Below are 20,531 nucleotides of genomic sequence, written 5' to 3'. Positions count from 1 at the left end.
TCGCCCTCTTCGACGAGCCTCCAGGCCTCACCTTACTCGGCGAAGCCCGGTCTCTCCAGATGGGGGGACTCGAGGATGGAGAACACGTCGTGGAGCTCCGCGACGTCGATATCTTCGGGCCCGTAGTTTCTCCCCACGGTGATCGTCGCCATCCCGTTCTCGACGTACTGGATCGTACGGGGTTCGAGTACGGCGGCGACGAGACCTGTCCGATCGATCTCGGCTAACTGGCATCGATCGAACCAGGTCTCTCGCGAACGTCCTCGGAAGCGCACGGATCGACGTACTCTCTCCTTCGCCCTCGAGCGCGCGTTCCAGGCGCCCGTTCCTCGCCCCTATTCCTCGGCCGTGGATCGGTCCACGGCCGCGAGGAGATCCTCGACCGAGAGGGCGGGCTCTGACAGCCCGAGCCGGGTTCCGATCCGCGTCGCGGCCGGCGGCTGGACGTCCGTCTTCGCGAGAGTATCCGGACGGGAGAACACCTCGCGCGGCGTCCCGTCGAGAAGAATCTGGCCCTCGCCGAGCGCGACGACGCGCGTCGCGTGTTCGCACGCGAAGGACATGTCGTGAGTGATCACGACGACGAGCTTCCCGTCGGCGACGAGATCGTTGACGGCAGCGCCGAGCATTCGGGTTCCGGGGGCGTCCTGCCCGCCGGTCGGCTCGTCGAGGACGACGATCGGCGTATCCATCGCCAACACGGACGCGACCGCGACCCGCTTGCGCTGGGAGTGGCCCAGGTCGTACGGGTTCTTTTCGCGAACCTCGTCTAAGTGCATCCGCTCGACGGCGACCTCGACGAGGTCGTCGATCCGGTCAACGTCGTAGTCGAGGTTGCGGGGCCCGTACCGGATCTCCTCCTCGACGCTGTCGTGAAACAGTTGATCGTCGGGGTTCTGAAAGCTCAGACCGACGTCCCGGGCGAGCTGGGCGACCCGGTAGTCTCGAGTATCCGTTCCGCGGATGCGAACCGTGCCCTCCGTCGGCTTCAACAGTCCGTTGAGATGCTTGGCGAACGTCGACTTCCCGGCACCGTTCTGTCCGACGAGACAGACGCAGCCGCCGTCGAACGAGCAGGAGATTCCTCGGAGGGCCTCGATCTCTTCGTTGTAGGCGAAGCGCACGCCGTCGAAGACGACCGCCGGTTCGTCGTCGCCGCCCTCGACTCCCGGTTCGCCGTTGCCCTTCTCGGCCGCCAGTTCGTCGCCGCCACTTTCGGCCATCGACGACCGCTCGTTGCCGGAACCCGCTCGCTCGTCCGACCCGCCGAGCCCGTTCGTCTGCGCGTCGGTTTCGGCGGGGGCGACGTGGGGGCGGAGTTCCTCGACCGCCTCGTCGACGCGCAGCGGGAGCGGCCGGTCGCGATCGATGTACCCCTGCCGTCTGAGACGGCGCCCGACGGTCACTGTGTCGGGGACGAGCACCCGGTCGGCCCCAGCCGCTTCGTGATCCAGCACCTCCCGGGGGTCGCCCTGGTCGACGAGTCGACCGTTATCGAGCACGAACAGCCGGTCGAGGTGGCGAGCCATCCGCCCGAGCTGCTGGCTGACGAGGATGACGGTGTAGCCCTCGTCGTCCATCCCGGAGATGACGTCGAACACCTCGTCCGTGCCGTGGGGGTCGAGCTGCGAGGCCGGCTCGTCGAGGACGAGCACCTCGGGCTGCATCGCCAGAATCGCCGCCAGCGCGAGTCGCTGGGACTGCCCGCCGGAGAGCTGTTGGGGGTTCCGGTCGATGAGATCGCGAATGTTCATCCGCTCTAAGTTCTCGACGCAGCGCTCGAGGATCTCGTCGGCGGGCAGCCCGAGGTTCTCGAGGCCGAACGCCACCTCCTCGATCACGCTCGTGCTGGCGCCGGTGAGCTGGTCGAACGGGTTCTCGAACAGCAGTCCGGCCGTCGTCGCCATCTCGCCGATCGTCGTCTCGCGCGCGTCGACGCCGTCGACGGTGACCGTCCCGGACAGCGTCCCGTCGAAGAAGTTAGGGATGTAACTCGGGATGCACCGGCAAAACGTCGACTTGCCGGCGTGGCTCGGCCCCGTGATCCCGACGAACTCCTCGCGCTCGATGCGACAGCTCACCGACTCGAGCGCGTACTCGTCGTCCGGCTGGGTCCGGTACTGAAAAGAGACGTCGTCGAACTCGATCAGGCTCATCCGAACACCACCCGCCAGACGGCGACGACGACGACGGCCGCGACGGCCAGCCAGCGCAGCGCCCGGTCGAGGGCCGTGTCGGGAACGTCGAGCAGGAACGTGCGCTCGCCGACCCGCGAGAAACCACGGGACTCGAGCGCGAGCGCCCGCGTCTCCGTGGCGATGAGCGTCCCGATCAACAGCGGGATCATGAGCGCGAACAGCGATCGCACGCGGCGACGGAGCGTCGCCTTCGTGTCGAGACCGCGGGCCCGCTGTGCGTCGAGGATCGAGACCGCCCGCGCCTGGAGCTGCGGGATGAGCTGGAGCGCCGCGAGGAACACGTACGCGAACTTGCTCGGCATCCCCTTCTCCATCAGCGCGATTGTCAGCCGCTTCGGGTGGGTGGTGACGATCGTCACGAGCAGCGCGAGCATGAGCGTGAGGATGCGAAACAGGTAGAGGAGCGCGAACTCGAACCCCTCTCGGTAGTAGTGGACCTGCTCGACCACGGGCACGCCGCCGACGGTGTACAGCACCGTCTCGTTCCCGGGATAGAACAGCCCGTGGATGATCAGCAGTGACGCGGCCAGCGGCGTGCCGATGACCGCAACGATGCGGAGGACCGCCTTCGTGACGCCGGCAAGGACGACGACCACGAACGTGGCGACGGTCAGGACCGCCGGCCCTGGGTACGTCGGGAAGAGAAACGCGATGAACACGAGCGAGACGCTGATGACGAGCTTGGTCACCGGATTCAGCCGGTGGACGAAGCTGTCGCCGGGCTGGTACTCGAAGACGTTTCCGGAACGGCCGCTGGACCGTTCGATGATCTCGTTGACGTCGATGTCGGTCTCGTGTGCCATGTGCGTAGATCACTACTCGTCGGCGGCCGGACGGCCAGGTCGACCGTCCAGTGGCCGGCGCGGCGAGTCTCGCGTTACGTTTCGTTCAACGCCAGCTGCCCGAACGAGGGGAGGTATCGCTCGGGGATCGACTGGGCGATGAAGTAGGCGATGAACACGCTGGCGATCTTGTCGATCGGTTCGTAGATGAACTCCGCGACCAGCACGGCAGCGAAGAGTTCGGCGCCCGCGGCGAGGAAGAATCCGACGACGACGTCCGTCGGACTCCCGGTCAGGCCGCCGAACACCAGAACGGCGATAGGCGTACTGATGACGACCGCCGTCACCGTCACGAGGAGGCCGGCCGCGACGAGCCAGACGTAGTCACGGCTCTCCCGGATGCGGAACCAGCCGCGAAGCGCCACGTAGCCCACGACTAACGCGACACCGACCTGGACGAGGGCGAACGGGATGAGCGTCGGCGTTCGGACGACCCCGAGGACGACGTTCGTCAACACGCCGGCGACGACGGCGACCCACGGCCCGGCCAGGATCGCGATCAGGATCGTGCCGATCACGTCGAGGAACAGCGGGATCCGGAGCAGCCCGACGATGAAACTGCCGACGACGTTGATCCCGACGGCGATCGGAATCAACACCCAGGCAACGGTCGTAAAGTCCGCCGCGATCCGTTCGGACCAACTCATCTCCGTGCGGTCTTCGGCGACGCCCTCAGCCACGGTACTCACCCCCGGTTGCTGTCGGATCGACGTTCGGAACGAACCTGCTGATCGGAGCCGATTTCGGCATCGGGTACACCCCTGTGGTAATAGTTGACGTCGCACAAATGTAAAATAAACCATCAAATATCGTGCCGGAAACGTTCGAATCAATTACACGAGCGCGCACCGTCGAGTGCTCGAGACTTTTGCCGATCCACTCGCTATCCGAACGCATGCAAGGCGTCGTACCCGCGGCAGGCGAGGGAACCAGACTGCGGCCGCTAACCGACGAACAGCCGAAGGGACTCGTGACGGTCGACGAGCAACCGCTCCTGACGCACGTCTTCGAGACGCTGCTCGAGGCCGGCGTCGACGAACTCGTGGTCGTCGTCGGCTACCGCAAGGCACAGATCGTGGACCACTACGGCGACGCGTACCGCGGGGTTCCCATCACGTACGTCCACCAGCGCGAGCAACTCGGCCTCGGCCACGCGATTTCGCTCGTCGAACCGCACGTCGACGGCCCGTTCGTCGTCCTCAACGGCGACAACGTGTTCGGCGGGAGCATCGCGCCCGCCGTAGAGCGGTTCGAAACGACCGAGGCGGACCTGGTACTCCTTTGCGAGGAAGTCGACCGGGAAACGGCGCGAGCGACCGGCGTCGTCGACGTCGACGACGGAGCCGTCACGGAGATCGTCGAGAAACCGGCCGAGCCGCCCTCCCGGCTGGTGACGACGGGGTGTTACGTGCTTCCGACCGAAATCTTCCATGCGCTCGAACTCGCGGCACCCTCCGAGCGTGGCGAGTACGAACTCAGCGAGGCGGTCGGATTGCTCGCCGCCGCGGGGATGGACGTCCAACCGGTCCGGATACCCGGCCCGCGGGTCAACGTCAACACGACCGACGATATCGAGCGTGCGAGTCGGCTGCTCGAGGAGTAGTCCGCTCGAGCCGTCAGCCGACGCGGACTGCAGCACACGATCACGGGGCCGCTGAATCACGCGACCCGCACTGTCACCGCTCGTGAGCTTCGGCGATCGGTTCGCGATCGGCTGGCAGTGTCGAATCCGGCCGTAATAGTCCCCTTCCGGTGACCGTTCTCACCACGAGCCACTCGAAACGACACCCTACTGCGGATCACTGCGGTGAGGCTAATCGGACCGCCGACGACAGCCGAAGCGAGGCGACGCCTCTAGATAGCGTGGCGATTTTGGCCCCCAGACCCGTCTCACGGCCAGAGTCGACCAGTTTGGTACACAGTGTGAGTCAGCCCGCGATATATAAATCCACTACAATATATATTCTACAAAAATACATTCTTGTTTTTCATATAAAATATATAAACAGTGTCTATTAGGTATCTATTACTATCGGTGAAAGTCCAATAATCGTACGGTAGAGAGTCTCACAAGCTTTAATATGATATCTCATATATAGTAGGAGTAGAATGTCACTAGGATGGGAGTACCGCGGCATTACAGCCGTGGGAACGGTGCTGTTGGCGCTTGCCGCGGGGACCGTTGCAACCGTCCTGACCGGCGAGTCGACGTTCACGAACACGGAAGCGGTTGTTCCCACGGTGGCACTCATCGGTGGGGTCATCGGCGTCGCGCTCGTCCCGCTCTATACGTCACGGCCGCGCTCGGTGCCGACGCTGATCGGGCGGACGGGCCGCCAGGTCGCGATCGCTTGTCTCGTGCTCGTGAGCCTCGGCCCCGCCGGAGTCGCCGCAGCACCGGACGTCCCCACGATGCTCGTGGCCGGCGGCCTTCTCGCACCTGCGCTGCCGGTCTGGTACGGAGTCTGTCGGCGCCGCGTCCGCCCCCAGCGGGTGCTCGTCGTCGGCGACCAGCCCGCGCTGCTCAAGTCGACGATTCAATCGCTGCCCGTCGAGCCACTCGGCTTTCTCTCGCCGGTGCTTTCCGAGCCAGCGATCAGAATGACGGACCTGGAGGAGATGATCTCGACCGAGACGCCGGGTGACACGGAGCAGACCGTCGTGACCGACGGCGGCGTCCCAACCGGTGGTCGGATCGACGAGATCGACGGCGTCGCTCGGATCGACGGTCTTTCGCGGCTCGAGCACGTGCTCCGCGAGCGCGACATCGACACCGTCGCGCTCGCGTTCAGCCAGGGGGACCGCCAGGAGTATTTCGGCGTGCTACGGACGTGTCACGAACTGGGTGTCGACGCCCTCGTCCACGAGTCGCTCGAGGATCAGGTTCTACAGGGCGAGCGGGTCGGCGACGCGCTGGTACGCGTCAACCTCGAACCGTGGCCGTGGTACAGCCGTGCGGCCAAGCGCGCGTTCGACGTTGCGTTCGCGACGGTCGCGTTGCTGGTTGCAGCGCCGCTGTTGCTGGTGATCGCGGTCACCATCAGACTCGACTCGCCCGGACCGATCCTGTACGGCCAGACGCGGACGGCCAAACTGGGCGGGACGTTTCCGGTCTGGAAGTTCCGATCGATGCATCCCGAGAGCGAAGACGCGAATCCAGGGAACGCTGACGGTCAAATTACCCGTGTCGGACGCGTGCTTCGAAAAACGCATCTGGACGAGATCCCACAGCTGCTGTCGATCCTCAGCGGCAAAATGAGCGTTGTCGGGCCGCGCGCCGTCTGGACCGACGAGGAACAGCTGTTGCAACGCGAGGTCGAATCCTGGTCGAAGCGGTGGACTGTGACGCCTGGTCTGACGGGCCTGGCGCAGATCAGAAACATCGATAGCACTAACGGTCATGCCAAACTCAAATGTGATCTCGAGCATATCCGTCGACAGTCGCTCTGGTTCGATTTGAAGATCATCATCACCCAGCTCGGACAGGTCCTGATCGACGTTGTGCGATTGATCACTGAACGCGTCTCTACGGACGACGTCGACAGCCAGTCGACCGAGCGAGCCGATTGAGCTGTTATATCGCCGCTTCTTCTGAGAGCGTACGAGTCCGTGTGAGCTAATGGAGGGGGTGGACTGATCGAAACGTACCACGATGGTAGGTGGGATCGGTTTCAGGAGAATCGACGAGGAGCAGTTCGCACCAGAACGATGTCTTCAGTGCGAACGCGTTCAATCCGTCTGGATGAAAACGTTGACTACCTATTCGGTGGCGGTTCAGCGACTGCAGTACTCGATTTGGACCGCTCCTGGCTTCTCTGGAGACGATCGATGACCCAGCGAAATTATCACCGGTGTGTTCGGTGCCAGCAGTTCCCAAATTTTGTATTACGAATACCAGATACCACGTTCTCAGAGTCCATTGTCTCAGCGACGATAATGCAGTGAACCGTTCGATTCGAGGCGAGCGTGCGCTGTGTCTCAGTCGACGGTCGCCGTCACTTCCGACTCTTGCAGCCGCTCTTCGGCTTCGTCGCGATCCTCCGGATAGCCGACGTCGATCCGCCAGCCATCCAGCCCGATCGCGTCAATCGTCCGGCCGCTTCGGATCAGCAGGTCGATCGCCTCGCTGATCTCGTATTCGCCACGACCCGAGGGCTGGACGAGGTGACAGGCGTGGAAGATCGCCGGCGAGAAGGTGTAGAAGCCGGTCATGACGAGGTTCGACGGCGGATCGTCGGGTTTCTCGACGACGTCGGTGATCTCGCCGTACTGGTTGGTATCACAGACGCCGTATCGGGAGGCCTCGTCCCACGGAACTTCCTCGACCAAGAACGCGGCGTCGGCGCGCTCTTCGCGCTGACGGCGGACGACATCTCCGAGATTCGCCTGGAAGATGTTGTCCCCGAGAATGAGCATAAAGTCGTCGTCGATGTGATCCTCGACAGTCAACAGCGCGTGAGCGAGACCCTTCTGCTCACGCTGGTGGGCGTACGTGATGGGCACCCCGCGGTACTCGTCGCCGTAGTGGTCGATGATCTTCTCCTTCAGGTAACCGACGACGAGGACGAACTCGTCCGCGCCGAGCTCGACGAGCTGGTCGAGACAGTTTGTGAGGATCGGTTCCCCGTCGACCTCTACCATTCCCTTGGGTTTGTCCTCCGTCAGCGGACGGAGCCGCGTTCCCTCTCCGGCAGCGAGTACGACAGCTTGCATTGACGTTAATTAACGACTCTCCGGTCACAATAACGTTCTGTTTCCGGATTCTTTCCGTCAGCCGGATTAGAACGCGCTTACATGTTACCCCGAGCACTCGAGGCAGATGCACAGTGAACACGCTGGGACGACGATCCGCCTGTTTCGTAGAACTGGGCCACCGAGTAACCGCGATCGCCAGCGACGGAGAGATCGTCGCGATGTCAACGACGGTCACGTGCCGATCGACGATACTCGCGCTCGGGTACCTGCACTTCGGAAATTGAGCCGCTTTCGGGAGCCCACAGCCGACAGAGAAATAGACCGGAATCCTGCGGTCCACGCTGCGTTTGCAAGCGGTATCGGAGACGGCCCCGAGCGATTCACTCGAACGGTGCCCGAATAATCGAGTCCGTCGGCATACGGTGTGAGTCGGGATCGCTGAAATCGAGGCGACCAACGGCTTCGGCGGCCCTGAAGGAGTGATTCGTTTCGTTTCCGGTCGAGTGCATACTGTACTGTCCGTCGGCCAAGAGTGCGTACATGGCCAGGGGGCCAGTATCTCCTCGGTCGGGGTTCTGGAGGTACGTCCGGTAAAGAACCTGCGCGTACGGCCGCAGTGGGGAGTTCTTGACCGTGTTCCTCACCTTTCGTGTGATCGACCACTCCGAGTCCGATCTGGACGCGTCCTCCGAATCGATATCTGCGAGACTGCCGTAGAGCGCGCTGCTGTACGCTTCGATCAGCGATTTGTCCCGCCGGTACTCCTCGGGGAGCGTCTCGAAAAACTCCACTAGCTGCCGGTCGGCCATCGGGTACCAGAAGTCGTACCCGAACAGGTCGTAGGCGATGCCGTCCTGGTACAGGTATTTCGACTGCCGTTCTCGCTGCTCCCAGTGTGCGTACTCGGACGTCCAGTTCGTACTCCGGTTCGGGAGCCGGTTCGAGATGCGTTCTTTGAGCAGCGACGACAACGTTGCACTCGAGGGCCAAATCGAGTAGTGCTCGTCGTAAATGTAGTCGATCAGCTCGTCTCGCGAGGAAGGCGTCGGTGGGAGATGGCTTCCGACGCCGCCGATCGTCTGTCCGGAGACGAAGAACGCGTCGTCTTCGACCCGGGGGTCGGCAGCGACGGCCTCCAACGCGGGGAGCACCTGCAGTCCGGGAATCGAGTCGAGGTTGAAAGCGCGGTCGTAGTATTCGTTCCAGAGGTCGGACCCGTACAGATCCGTCCAGGTGTTGGATCCGTACTCGACGAACACGCATTCGACGCCGAGGTTCGATGCGATTTCCTGGGCCATCACCGGATCGACGTCACCCTCCCTACCGAACGTCAGCGCGATCACGTCGTCGTATCCCTGCTTGAGCAGGGAACAGAGCATGAGGCGGGAGTCGTGTCCGCCGCTGAGCGACACGCAGATCTGGCTGCCGTCCGCCGCTTCGATGACGCGCTGAGAGACGTCGTCCATTACCTCGTCCAGCGCCTCGAGCGCGTCTCGTTTCGTGTACTGTTGAGGCGCGGGATAGTACTCCGAGTACGATCGTACCGTCGCTCCCGACTCCGAGAGCGTAACGCTCGTCCCCGCCTCCAGTTGCTCGAGGTCGGGATGAAGTGTCTCGGAGCCCGTGACGTAGCTTGCGGTCAGGAACTCTCGCTCCGAAACAGGGTCGTACTCCGACGGATCGACCGCGCCGACGACCGCCTGGGACGTGTCGCCGATCCGGACTGGGTCGGTGGTATAGAACAGCGGACGACTGCGGCAGTGGTCGACTGCAGCGCAGATCTGCTCCTCGAGATCCAGGACGAGCGAAAAGTAGCCGTACAGCGAGGAAGCGAACGAGTGAAAGTCCGCTTCGGACGTCATGCCCTCCAGTCGGTCCTCGAGGGCGGCCGTATCGAGATACTCTCCATCGACGAACGCGTGGCCGCGGGCAAACGTGCCGCCGGAACCTTCCCTCTCGCGACGGAGTCGAACGTTCATATTTACAACGGACGATGGCCGGAGAAGTAACTATCGAAACTACCGAATTCGGGTGCTACCGTTCGAACGCAGATATTGCCTCGCCTACCGGTGAGAAGTATAAACCGTGACCGTCGATTCCCGATAATTTCCCTCTCGCTCCAGTTTGAGGAGGCTGGGACGGCCCGCAATCAGTGTGTTTATGAAGTTCAGAAATGGTAACCAGTAGTACCGCAGCGTCCCTATCAGTCTGGTTTGTAATATATGGGTGTAAGAAAAAAAGTCGTCTCCGGGTTCTCGGCCGAACTCGGTGCTCAGTTGTTCGGTGTCGTCTCGAGCGGTCTGTTGCTGGTAATCCTCGCGCGGGTGCTCTCGGCCGAGCAGTACGGATTGCTATACCTCTCGATATCCATCTTCTCGGTCGTTATCCTGATTACCAGCTTCGGCTTTTCCCGGTCCGCGGCACGATACATTACGGACTACGAAGCAAGCGATCCCGGCCAGATTCCACACATTATCCGTGCCTCGGGGCTGTACTGTCTGTTGTCCTTGGGCGTGGTCGTCTCGGTGTTCGTACTGTTCCGAGAACAGATCTCGTACGTACTCGGTGAACCGACCCTCCAACCGCTACTGCTGGTGGGGACGCTGTACATCATCTTCTACAGCTTCGTCGAATACTGCCGGCGGGTTTTCCAGGGATTCAAACACATCGAGCGGAGTGCGACGCTCCACGCCGTAAACACGCTGTTCAAGTTCGTTTTTGTCGTTTTGCTGGTTGCAGCAGGGTTCGGGGCGGTTGGTGCCCTCCTCGGATACGTTGTCGGCCTGGTAATTACGTCCGCACTCGGCGCCGTACTGCTCTACCGCACGGTCGGGTCGTACAAGGAACCCGTCGATATCGAACCCGGATTGCGCCGCAAACTGTTCGAATACAGCCTCCCGATCACGCTCACGTCCAGCGGAACGGTGCTGATCAAACGAGTCGACGTGATCATGATCGGGTTCTTCCTCACGCCGGTCGCGGTCGGCTACTACATGATCAGCAAGCAGATCATACAGTTCGTCGTCAAACCCGCAAACTCGCTCGGGTTTTCGATCTCACCTCGGTACTCGGAGCAGTGTTCGAAGGGCAACTACGGCGAAGCCGCCAAACTCTATCAGGAAGCGCTACACGGAATGATACTGCTGTACGCACCCGCTGCGATCGGCCTGTTCCTCGTCGCGGATCCGATGATCCCGCTCGTCTTCGGCCAGGAGTATCACGGTGCGATTCCAGTCGTACAGGTCTTCACGCTGTACATTCTGATCCAGGCGGTAAGCTACGTGACCGGTACCGGTCTCGATTATCTCGGCAAGGCAAAGTCGCGCGCGATTTTGAAAGGAACGATCGCAGTAGGGAACGTGGCCCTCAACCTTCTCCTGATCCCGACGATCGGGATCGTCGGAGCGGCGGCAGCGACGGTAATCACGTACGCGGTGTACGTAACCGGGAACATCTACTTGATGCACCGGGAACTGCCCCTCGACTGGGGTCAGATCGCCGTGAGTACGTCGAAGGCACTCCTGATCGCGTCGGCGATGGGGATCGTCGTCTTCGTCCTCTCGGATTACATCGTCGGCTTCCTCTCGCTCGGGGCGGTCGTTGGTCTCGGCGTAGCGGTCTGGGCCGCACTGAGCGTCAAGACGGGCGTGATCGAACCGAACGAACTCAGATCCCAGATCGGTATCTAGTTTTACGACGATATCCTCTCCGTCTGATATCGGTAACTACATGAACGGTATCGAGGTCAGTACCATCCGAACCCCGTGGTCGAAAACGATGCGAGAATACGAGCCATGACTGCTCCCAGATGATGAGTTGTAACGCCTCGCGACACCGGCTAGCCGCTCTCTCGGAAGCGTTTGGAAAGAAAGTAAAGACCGGCAGCGCCGGAAGAACGCCATGGTCCGTCCAGAAACCGATTCTCGTCGGCACCCATCGAGTACAGCGACGGCTCAGGCCGACCCGGTACACCGACGCGGATCCGTACAAGCTACTGTACGTCGATCCGGATCGTATCGAGTACCACGTCAATCGCACCAGTTCACCTCGCGTTTTCGGGACTGTCTCCGGTGGTGACTGGGACCAACAGCGAGAGCCGATCGCCGGAGTGGACGTCTACGAATCGCTCGTCCAACGATTCCGCCACGGCGCCCCGTGGGAAGACACTGAGCTCTACGAAGCGTTGCTCGAGGAGCCGACCGGACGGCTGTGGACTCGAGCGTGCGAGTCGGACGAGGAACGACTGTCGCGGCTCCGAGAGATCGACGAACTGCACCAGGCGATCGCGACGGAGGGGTATCTCACCCAGCGCGAATTGCTCGGTCGGGATGCCGGAGCGACGCAGTCTCTCAACAACGAGGCGTGCCATCCCGTGCTCAACGAGGTTGGAGTGAACATCGGTCGCGACGGAGCGCTGCTGTGGCGTCATCGGGGACTGCACCGACTCTCGATCGCGAGGATCCTCGATCTCGAGCGAATTCCAGTAGTTGTACTCGCTCGACATCGAGAGTGGCAGCGAATCCGTGATCGGGTGAGAACGCGAGTGAGCGGACTGGAGGAAACGGTTACATCACACCCGGATCTTCGGAACCTTACGTAGCCGATGAGTTTCCTGGAGATCGTTCTGCCCCTCACGCAGATTTGAGAGAGACAGCATCGAAATGAACTGTGGAAAATAGTGTTCGATTTTGAACAATACATCGATGACAGTTTGGGTTTGAGATCGATAGAGTGTAAAAACTGTACGAGAGAGATACAAAACGTGCCTGGCAAACGACGAATTGTCTGCGGACCTATCCGAAAATATCGGGCGCGTATCGGGTCGACAAGGTCACTCTATTCGCGTAGCACGGATCGCGTGCGGCGTCTCGATGCATACTGGAATCGAACGGCGCACTCAGACACGCTGATAGCCGATGCGAGTGCGATCTGCGATAGTCGGAAACCGGGTGGAAGAGATGAGTGACATCTCTCGCACGTCTGCGGTCATTGTCGTCCTCGCGTTATTGATTGCTGGAACGCTCTCCCGATCGCAACTGGTCGCGAACTGGATCGGCGTCGTCGCGACTATTGCGGTAACAGGGCTGACCGTTTTCGGACTCTACTATACGGATAGACTCCGTGTTCAGCTCCCGACCCCGCTATTATTCGGGATCGCGGGATTGTTTGGTATCTATCTCGGTCACGTTCTCGTCGGTAATTTCGGATCGGCGTCGCTCGCAGTGTGGCCGTTTTATACGACGTTCGTTGCAGGAACGCTTCTGTTCGTTCTGCCGGCTCTGGTTCCCGAACGAACCGTCTTTCGAATCGTTTCCAGGTTTGCGGTCTGTGTCGGGCTTATCGGGATGTTCGTGGTGTTCGTCCGTCCGTTTACGATTCCGATCGTCGCGATCGAACTGACAACGTGGCACGATAAGTCTGCCCCGTTCCTCCCCGCAGAGGCCGCAATGCGCTCGGTTACCGCTAATCCGAACGAAGCGGGAATACTGTTCGCCGTCGGTGCGGTCGCCGCAATCCGTGAATGGCTCGACGAGCGAACCGTTGTAGCAAAAGCGCTGGCAGTACTGGCCATATTGAGTTTGTACCTCTCTCAGAGTCGCGGCGGGTTCGCTCTGTTTCTGATCTCGATTACGCTCTACCCCGTCTTCCGGTACTCGAAGCCGCACATCGGTGTGAAATTGCTCGCGTTCGGTCTCGCCGGAACCGTCCTGTTCGTCTTTTCGCGGATCGGCGTCCTTCCATCGTTCGGTCCGCTCGAACGCGTCCCGCTAACGCACCGCGATGATCTCTGGCGCGGCGCTGTCGACGCACTCCTCAGCGAGAACGCGATTCGGTGGTTGTTCGGGCCGGGAATCATCGATACTGGGGAGTGGATCGCACCGTACGTCGACAACGAGCAGGTTTCCGGCACACCCGTTCACGGTGCGTATTTTCACTTCCTCCGGTTCGGGATCGTCGGGGCCGGAATCTGGCTGCTTACGGTCTGGTCGTCGATACTTGGTGAGGCGCTGAACGAGAACCAGAACCACTTTGCGCTCGCCCTCTCGAGCGGTTTCGGCGTCTTGATGATCTTCGAAGCTGTAAACGTCTTCGATACCCGTATCGGAGCTATTCTCATGGCGCTCTCGTTTGGGTACCTGTTTGCCGGGGTCTCTCGAACGATCGTCATCAAGCGACCGACGACCGGATTTCGTCCGATATTCGAGAGTGGCGAAAAATCGAACGACTTCCGTTCGTCGCAGTATCGCCGCTCTTCGACGGAAGAGAACCGTCTCTGACGCCGGCTTCGCTATCGTCGCGGTACAGTTGTAGCGGGGCGTCGATCAGAAGCGGAGGGTGCGTTCATCGGGTAGATGCGCAGTTGCTTTCGATCACCCGTATGTGAACCATAATGTCCATATGCTACTCCGGAAGATGTGAGGATATGAGTTCTCCAACAGAGGGGGTCGTCTATATCGCGACCGGCCGGGATTACATCCAGGAAGCCGCGCTCTCCGCAAAGAGCCTGAAGGAGCACAACCCGGATATTCATACGACGATTTTCTCGGACGTATCGTTCGACGCTCCGTTTTTCGACGACGTTCGTCCGCTCGAGGATCCGAGCTACGACTTCGGCGATTCGGTTATCAGCCCCGAGATGGCGCCGTACGACCGGACTCTCTTTTTGGATACGGACACCTACGTCTGCGAGAACCTCTCCGAGATGTTCGACATACTGGATCGGTTCGATATCGCCGCAGCACACAATCCAGGAAGTCGAACCGCGGTTCACGACGACTACGAGGCGCGAGACGTTCCGAAGGCGTTCCCGCAGTACAATACCGGCGTCCTCCTGTTCAACGACAACTCGAGTACGCGCGCGTTCTTCGAGAGTTGGTCGGACATTTACGAGGAAAATCGAGAGCAGACGATAGCCGGATTGAACCAACCGGCGTTTCGCGAGGCGCTGTACAAGAGCGACCTGCAGATCGGGACGCTCCCCTCAGAGTACAATCTCAGAGTCCGGTACGAGGGCTCCGTCGGGTTCATGACTGACTCGGTGAAGATCGCCCACGGACGACATCCGGCCGGACTACCGGCCGTCGCCGAGCGGCTCAACGCGGACGACGGAATGCGGGTGTACTCGTTCCGGAAGTGGCCCGTAGAGATGATCACGAAAGACCCGTCGTATCGATACTACGTGCGCACCCTTCTCACCGAAGAGACGAAACCGTACACGTTTCGCGGCCGGTTCTACGCCTCGATCAAGGAACGCGGGCTGCGCGATACGGCCTCGCGAATCGCCAGGGACTTAAAAAAGGCGTCACCGTTCAGCTGAGTCGACGGCCGCGGTCGGTGCCGCGAGTCCGAGACGGTCGTTCACCGCTGCTCGAGCAGTCGATCGTACGCGTCGATCAAGCGCTCCTGTTCGACCTCCCAGCTGTACGTAGAGACCGCAACCTCGTGTGCCGCCTCGCTCATCTCTCGTCGAACGTCGGCGTTCTCGAGCAACCGCGCCGTCTCGGCGACGATCGAATCGAGATCGTTCTCCGAGGCGGCCACACGGTAGTCCGTATCTGCGTACGGCTCCAGCGACGACACGTTCGTCATCACGACGGGGAGACCGCAGTACAGATACTCGAAAAATTTCGTCGGAACGTTTCGCTCGAATCGATCCTCGTCGACGAGAAGCAACCCGAGATCAGCCGCTGAGAGGTACGAGAAGATCTCGTCGTAATCGACGTACCCGAACAGCCGGACGTGATCCGAGATCCCCTCCGCTGCCATGAACTCTCGAGCTTCGCGTTCGATCTCGTCATCCTGGAACGGTCCGACGAGCCAGAGACCGACGTCGAACCCCTCCTCTCGGAGTCGAGAGGTGACGGTCAGCATGTTCATCAACCCGCGTTCTCGATCCAGACCGCCGACGTACGTGAGGACGTATTCGTGTGATCGCTCGAGCGCTCCCTCGTCTATTTCGATGCCGCTAACCTTCGGCAGGTTTCGAATCGTTTCGACAGGCGTGCTCGTTCGGGCGGCGATCTTTTCCCTGGTCGAGTCGTCCGCTGTAATAACGAGATCCAGCGGTCGTGTCATCCCCGACTGGATCGTCGGGAAAACGGATTGGAGTACTGGTTTGACACTCTCTGGAATCCATTCGCGAACGCGAATGGCGTCCGTGTAGTCCTCGTGGATGTCGTAAATAACCTTGGCGTCCGTGGTGAGCGACAGCAGTAAGCCGATCGGAAGCAACTCCGGGTCGTGGAAGTGATAGACGTCCGCGTTCTGCCGGCGCGCTGTGCGGAACAGTTTCGGGAGGTTTCGCCATCGCTGGAATCGGGTCTCTACGTCACCGATCGAGCGGACGCGAACGCCGTCTCGGACCGTCGATTCGTCGTGATGGACGAGCAGCGTCGTCCGATAGCCTTCGGCTGCCAGCGTTTGCAGTTGCTTGTGGAAGATTCGCGGATCGAACGGATAGTGGACGGACGAAAGGTGAACAACGTGAGTCATGTTGGTGTGTGTTCGATCGATTTAGCTCTGTTCGGATTCGCGCGAGACGGTTTCCCAGGTGACGATGTTTTCCCTCCGGATGAAGTTCCATAGGCCGATGAACATGCCGTAGTTCGCGACGAGAAAATAGTAGGGGATGTGAACTATTTTCGGGCTCGATACGGACGTCCGATCGAGCACAGCACCGGCAGCGGCGAGACAGTAGAACGCGAGTTGCGCTACGAGGAGCGCGAGGTAGAGCGGGTTCTCGGAGACGAGTACGAGTCCCAGGTTCGACGCGAACGCGATTCCGAGGAACACTGGCGATAGCCACCGGAAGACCTTGTGAGAGGCGAGCTGGAACGCGAAGAGCGGGAACCGTACCGGGTTGAGGAGCTGAGAGTTGTTCGCAACGGTGTGCCACGAGCGAGTGACGATCCGACTCCGGCGGTTGAGCTCCTCATCGACCGTCTCCCCTGTACTCTCCCAGGCGACAGCACCAGGTGCGTACTTCACTTTTTCACCGTTCCCGACGATCGCTAGGGGCTCCGCAAAATCGCTAATTGCGCCTCGCCGAAGGGGGACGTAGGACGAGTTCCGAACTGCGTAGATCGATCCGTTTCCGGTTACCGACGAACGGAGCTTCGATTCGAGCCGTTTGATAATCGATTCGTACGTCCAGTAGAAGGATTCTCCTTCGACGTCACTCGAGTCTCGATACTTGAGTTCGCCGACGACACACCCCACATCTGGGGCGAACGCTGCAGCGAGCTCGCGTACTGCGTCCGATTTGTACATACTGTTCGCGTCGGAGAAGACGATAATCTCTTCCTCGAGTGTTTCGAAGACCCGATTCTGACATTCAGTTTTTCCAACTCGTCCTTCGATCCGAACGAGGTCCACTCCTTCGTCGGCGTACGAGCGAACGATCTCGTCCGTTCTATCCGAGGACGCATCCGAAAAGACGACGATCGAGAGGAGGTCGTCGGGGTAATCCAGTGCTAAACTGTTTTCGATTTTTTCTGCGATTACGTCCTCTTCATTGTACGCTGCGATTACCAGCGCGACGGACGGTAAGGAATCCGACTGAGACGTAGATTCGTCCGGAATTATTTTCGACAATAAAAACAACACACCGATATAAAAGAAATAAGAGTGCGTCAGCAGTGCTACGGCGACAACGAGCGCGACTAGGAGCGTGATCTCGAGCATAACGTTCTATTACGGGTACCTGTATTCGGCTTCACGCAACAGCAAGTTCAACCTTCCGAAGTGGTAAGGAGGGATTCTCACAAACAGCGCGCCCGTTGATCGTGTCGTAGACTGGAGTACGTCGATCAGTGATTCCCACACCGAGGTATCCGCCGGGAAAACGAGTGATTACTGCGGCGTATCGAGTGTACGTCTTGCAGTTGCGTCCTTCGTGTAGTTTTTCGATCGTTCGCTCGAGTAGCGTTTCACTGAGGGCCCCTCCCGGCGTGTTTCGATGGCAGTAATCGATCAATAACTGCCCGTGGAGATATCGGGATAGATATTTATTGGTTCCACTGATTATTGGACCTGTGAGTACTGTCGACCGAGAACCGGCGACGCTTTTCGTTCACGACTGGAGCACCGAGCGGATCGTAGACGGAGTAGTCTACGGCTTGTTCGGACTCCACCTGCTCCTGATCGTCTTCTCGCATGCAACTGGATCGGTGGCGGCATGGCAGCTCGCTACTTCCTCGATCTTCCTCGGCGCAGTTCTCGGCTGCCGGCTCGCTGCGGATACCTATCAGGACGCCGAGCAGGTCCGGGCAGCCTGCCTCTCGATTCTCGGCTTTCTGTTCCTCGTCCTCGCCGTAATCTATCAGAGCAGTTCACCGGGGCTCGGCCTCGGATCCAACCGACCGCTCGCAATTAGCGTCGCTTTTTTGCTTATCCTCTCGTTCCTGCTCGTCGTTACCGATGCCAGACAGTACACAATCGGTCAGTGGGCTGCGGTCGGCTGCTTTGCAGTGATCACCGGTATCTATCTCGCTCACACTCTCGCGTTCCATCCCGATAGTTCGCAGTCTCGGTGGCCGCTATGGGCTGCGGTCGTAATGGGGAGTAACCTCTTCGTGATCCCCCGGCTCGTCCCCGAACGAATCTTCCTCTGGTTTATTCCTCGTCTGGCGGCGATCACCGTGTTGCTCGGCCTAGTCACGTACGTGAGCGGCGATTACACACTGTGGATCTTCGAGGTTCGCCAGTATCCCGATACCTCTCCCGAAGTCGCAGGATTCGAGACCGATCTCGTAACGCTGCAGTCGATATTCCCGAACCCGAACTCTCTCGGCTTACTTTCGTTCGTCGGCCTCGTCGCCGCGACCGTCGAGTTCCACCGTTCCATCGTCGTCCGGCGGCCACTCGGCGCCACCGTTGCCCTCTTCCTTGCCGCAATCTGTGGTCTCGGGGTGTTTCTCTCGAACGCTCGAGCGGCAATGCTCGCTTCGGCGGTTGCCGTCGCGATCTATTCCGTCTATGCCATCGGTGATCGGCTCACTGTTCCCGTAATGGTCATTTCGAGCACTCTCGGTGTGTTTGGATTGGTCGTCGGAATGTACGTTGGTGTCATCGGCATTTCTTCGACGAACCGCTTCGAACTCTGGATGGCGAGTCTGCGCGCGATCCGAGACGGGCCGCTACTCTTTGGTTACGGAAGCGGCGCGGCGAGCGCCGTCATCGAGCCGTACTTGATAAGCGACATGTCCTACGGGCCGCACAACGCCTACCTCACGGTGATCATCCAGACCGGGTTCGTCGGCGGCCTCGCCTATCTCGGCCTCGTCGCCGGGAGCATCATCGCCGGCACGATCAACTACCGTACAGTCAACGTTGCGATACTTTCGCTCGCAGTTGGCGTGGCCGTCCACCAGTCATTCGAATCCTACATCATGTTCCGGTGGTCGCTGGGCGCGGTATTGGCCACCCTCGCGTTCGGCTATCTTCTCTTCGGGGACTGATCTGAATTTGGCCCCTTCCATCCCCCCAGAGGGCCCTTTCGCTGTGTGATGAGAGCCTGGCCGTGTGGACATGAGTTCGAGCTAGCCGCCCGAATCAAGGAAGCGTCATGGATTAACCATGAGATGATGCCAGTAGTGAACGTTGCTGCAGTTCGAGCGCCAGTTACCGTACGTAACCGGTGAATGTCCACTCGATGAGATCGTACTTGTCAGCGCCTTGCTCCACGACAGCACAGGGTTGCACAGCTCAAATCCCTGTTTTTCAACCTCCACCCGCTTCATGATCCGGTTCTCGACGCCCGAGCGGCCAGCGGGCCTCATCGCCTCGAGATTCACCTCTGGATACCCCGTGGTCGACATCTCGAGCCCGCTCGAATTGCGGTCTCGCCGGCGGCGGAAGAGCGTGAGCACCTTCCTGGCATCGCTTACCGACGAGTGGCCTCACGACGCCGTCCCGAAACGCATCGTCGGGCACCGGTCTCTTGCGGAACGCTCGCCCCAACCGGGGCTCAAGGATCGCCGCCAACTCGATCTCGTCGTCCGGGAAAAAGACCGCCCCGTCGCTCACCGCGCGCTCAACGCGGTTATCAAGGCGGAAATCAATCTCGAGGGGTTCGTTATTCACCGAGACCGAACAATCGAGACCGCATTTGAGTGTGCCCTCGCTGGGGAGTCCCCGTCCGAGTTCTGCTGAACGTGATCGATCTCGTCCAGACTCAGGACGATCCAGTCAGGATACCCGTCCAGTGCGTTCCAGATCCCCTCGAAGACGCCATCGAGGCCTTCGTAGGCGCCCTGTGTCTCGTCGGCGTGTTCAAACAGGATCTCGTTAGCGGCGCTGAAGATCGTCCGGCACTCGTTGAAGCTTGCGTATTCGATGGCGCGTTCGTCGTGCTGGGCAGCGACCTCTCGCTGGCCGTGTTGCGTGGTGAGGGTCTTGGCAGTCCCCGGGGGCCATAGAGAGACCGCCGGCGAGCGGTAGCCGTCGTAGACGCCGTTAGAGATGCTAACTCACGCTCTTGGCTCTCGCGGGCAACGATCTTCGGTGGGTTCGGCAAGCGGACCGAGTACGCCCCTGGTGACAAAGAGGTCGCCGTACGCGCATGTTCCAGCGGAACTACGAGTGTGTGTGTCATGGCCACTTCAGCATAATTCAAGGTGGAGCCTCCGACCTCAAGGAGCGAGAGAAGCGAGTGAGTGGGTCGGAGATGACAGCGAGGGATCTAAGATCCCTCGAGCCGTGCGAACGGGCCTGCGGCCCGTGAGCAGAAACCGACGAAGGACGACGCAACCGCACGACAGTAGCTACTCGACTCCTGAATGTATAAGTACCGTCG

The 20,531-nt window shown here is 60.4% G+C and carries 16 protein-coding genes; 9 read left to right on the top strand and 7 right to left on the bottom strand.

All coding sequences use genetic code 11. From position 1 onward, the window contains the following. Window positions 1–335 precede the first annotated feature (335 nt). The 3 genes from CV102_RS08465 to CV102_RS08455 form a co-directional block, all read right to left on the bottom strand. Window positions 336–2,156 carry an ABC transporter ATP-binding protein gene (locus CV102_RS08465; protein ID WP_148857457.1) on the bottom strand — a complete coding sequence of 607 codons (1,821 nt, stop codon included), beginning with the start codon at window positions 2,154–2,156 and terminating at the stop codon, window positions 336–338. Beyond that, window positions 2,153–3,001 carry an energy-coupling factor transporter transmembrane component T family protein gene (locus CV102_RS08460; RefSeq protein ID WP_148857456.1) on the bottom strand — a complete coding sequence of 283 codons (849 nt, stop codon included), beginning with the start codon at window positions 2,999–3,001 and terminating at the stop codon, window positions 2,153–2,155. Before CV102_RS08460 ends, CV102_RS08465 begins: the two co-directional genes overlap by 4 nt. 74 nt (window positions 3,002–3,075) lie before the next feature. Continuing rightward, window positions 3,076–3,720 carry a hypothetical protein gene (locus CV102_RS08455; RefSeq protein WP_222863689.1) on the bottom strand — a complete coding sequence of 215 codons (645 nt, stop codon included), beginning with the start codon at window positions 3,718–3,720 and terminating at the stop codon, window positions 3,076–3,078. A 215-nt stretch (window positions 3,721–3,935) separates the two neighbouring features. Here CV102_RS08455 and CV102_RS08450 point away from each other — a divergent pair, with 215 nt between their 5' ends. Beyond that, entirely contained in the window at window positions 3,936–4,643 is a 708-nt protein-coding gene (locus CV102_RS08450) for a sugar phosphate nucleotidyltransferase (RefSeq protein ID WP_148857455.1), read from the top strand. A gap of 506 nt (window positions 4,644–5,149) precedes the next feature. Then, window positions 5,150–6,610 (top strand): sugar transferase, encoded by a 1,461-nt coding sequence (locus tag CV102_RS08445; RefSeq protein WP_148857454.1) that lies wholly within the window; start codon window positions 5,150–5,152, stop codon window positions 6,608–6,610. A 408-nt stretch (window positions 6,611–7,018) separates the two neighbouring features. Here CV102_RS08445 and aglF read toward each other — a convergent pair whose 3' ends face one another. Both aglF and CV102_RS08435 read right to left on the bottom strand, forming a co-directional pair. Beyond that, window positions 7,019–7,753 (bottom strand): UTP--glucose-1-phosphate uridylyltransferase AglF, encoded by a 735-nt coding sequence (aglF, locus tag CV102_RS08440; RefSeq protein ID WP_148857453.1) that lies wholly within the window; start codon window positions 7,751–7,753, stop codon window positions 7,019–7,021. Window positions 7,754–8,115: 362 nt separating this feature from the next. Next, a complete protein-coding gene (locus tag CV102_RS08435) occupies window positions 8,116–9,714 on the bottom strand; it encodes a hypothetical protein (protein WP_148857452.1) in 1,599 nt (532 codons plus the stop codon). 243 nt (window positions 9,715–9,957) lie between these two features. Between CV102_RS08435 and CV102_RS08430 the strand changes: the two genes are divergently transcribed. The 4 genes from CV102_RS08430 to CV102_RS08415 all read left to right on the top strand — a co-directional run bounded on the left by CV102_RS08430 (window position 9,958) and on the right by CV102_RS08415 (window position 15,053). Continuing rightward, complete coding sequence (locus tag CV102_RS08430) at window positions 9,958–11,424, top strand: flippase (RefSeq protein WP_148857451.1); 1,467 nt, start codon at window positions 9,958–9,960, stop codon at window positions 11,422–11,424. 119 nt (window positions 11,425–11,543) lie between these two features. Next, complete coding sequence (locus CV102_RS08425; protein ID WP_222863688.1) at window positions 11,544–12,335, top strand: hypothetical protein; 792 nt, start codon at window positions 11,544–11,546, stop codon at window positions 12,333–12,335. A 358-nt stretch (window positions 12,336–12,693) separates the two neighbouring features. Next, window positions 12,694–14,013: a hypothetical protein gene (locus CV102_RS08420; protein ID WP_148857449.1), complete on the top strand. Its 1,320-nt coding sequence runs from the start codon at window positions 12,694–12,696 to the stop codon at window positions 14,011–14,013. Between the two features lie 146 nt (window positions 14,014–14,159). After that, window positions 14,160–15,053 carry a putative nucleotide-diphospho-sugar transferase gene (locus tag CV102_RS08415; protein ID WP_187432895.1) on the top strand — a complete coding sequence of 298 codons (894 nt, stop codon included), beginning with the start codon at window positions 14,160–14,162 and terminating at the stop codon, window positions 15,051–15,053. Window positions 15,054–15,094: 41 nt separating this feature from the next. Here the strand turns inward: CV102_RS08415 and CV102_RS08410 are convergent, their stop codons facing one another. Together CV102_RS08410 and CV102_RS08405 are read right to left on the bottom strand one after the other, a co-directional pair. After that, on the bottom strand, window positions 15,095–16,228 hold the full coding sequence (locus CV102_RS08410) for a glycosyltransferase family 4 protein (protein ID WP_148857447.1): 1,134 nt from the start codon (window positions 16,226–16,228) through the stop codon (window positions 15,095–15,097). A gap of 21 nt (window positions 16,229–16,249) precedes the next feature. Continuing rightward, entirely contained in the window at window positions 16,250–17,419 is a 1,170-nt protein-coding gene (locus CV102_RS08405; protein ID WP_148857446.1) for a glycosyltransferase family 2 protein, read from the bottom strand. 350 nt (window positions 17,420–17,769) lie between these two features. Between CV102_RS08405 and CV102_RS08400 the strand changes: the two genes are divergently transcribed. From CV102_RS08400 to CV102_RS08390, 3 genes are all read left to right on the top strand, one after another. Then, window positions 17,770–19,194: an O-antigen ligase family protein gene (locus CV102_RS08400; RefSeq protein ID WP_148857445.1), complete on the top strand. Its 1,425-nt coding sequence runs from the start codon at window positions 17,770–17,772 to the stop codon at window positions 19,192–19,194. A 403-nt stretch (window positions 19,195–19,597) separates the two neighbouring features. Next, window positions 19,598–19,888 (top strand): hypothetical protein, encoded by a 291-nt coding sequence (locus CV102_RS25830; RefSeq protein WP_187432894.1) that lies wholly within the window; start codon window positions 19,598–19,600, stop codon window positions 19,886–19,888. Between the two features lie 2 nt (window positions 19,889–19,890). Beyond that, window positions 19,891–20,154 carry a hypothetical protein gene (locus CV102_RS08390; protein ID WP_148857443.1) on the top strand — a complete coding sequence of 88 codons (264 nt, stop codon included), beginning with the start codon at window positions 19,891–19,893 and terminating at the stop codon, window positions 20,152–20,154. Window positions 20,155–20,531: the final 377 nt, after the last annotated feature.

Origin of the sequence: Natronococcus pandeyae (assembly GCF_008122205.1) — an archaeon.
Taxonomy (GTDB): domain Archaea; phylum Halobacteriota; class Halobacteria; order Halobacteriales; family Natrialbaceae; genus Natronococcus; species Natronococcus pandeyae.
Note: the sequence above shows the minus strand (reverse complement) of the source record. Positions and strands in the feature narration are given on the sequence as shown.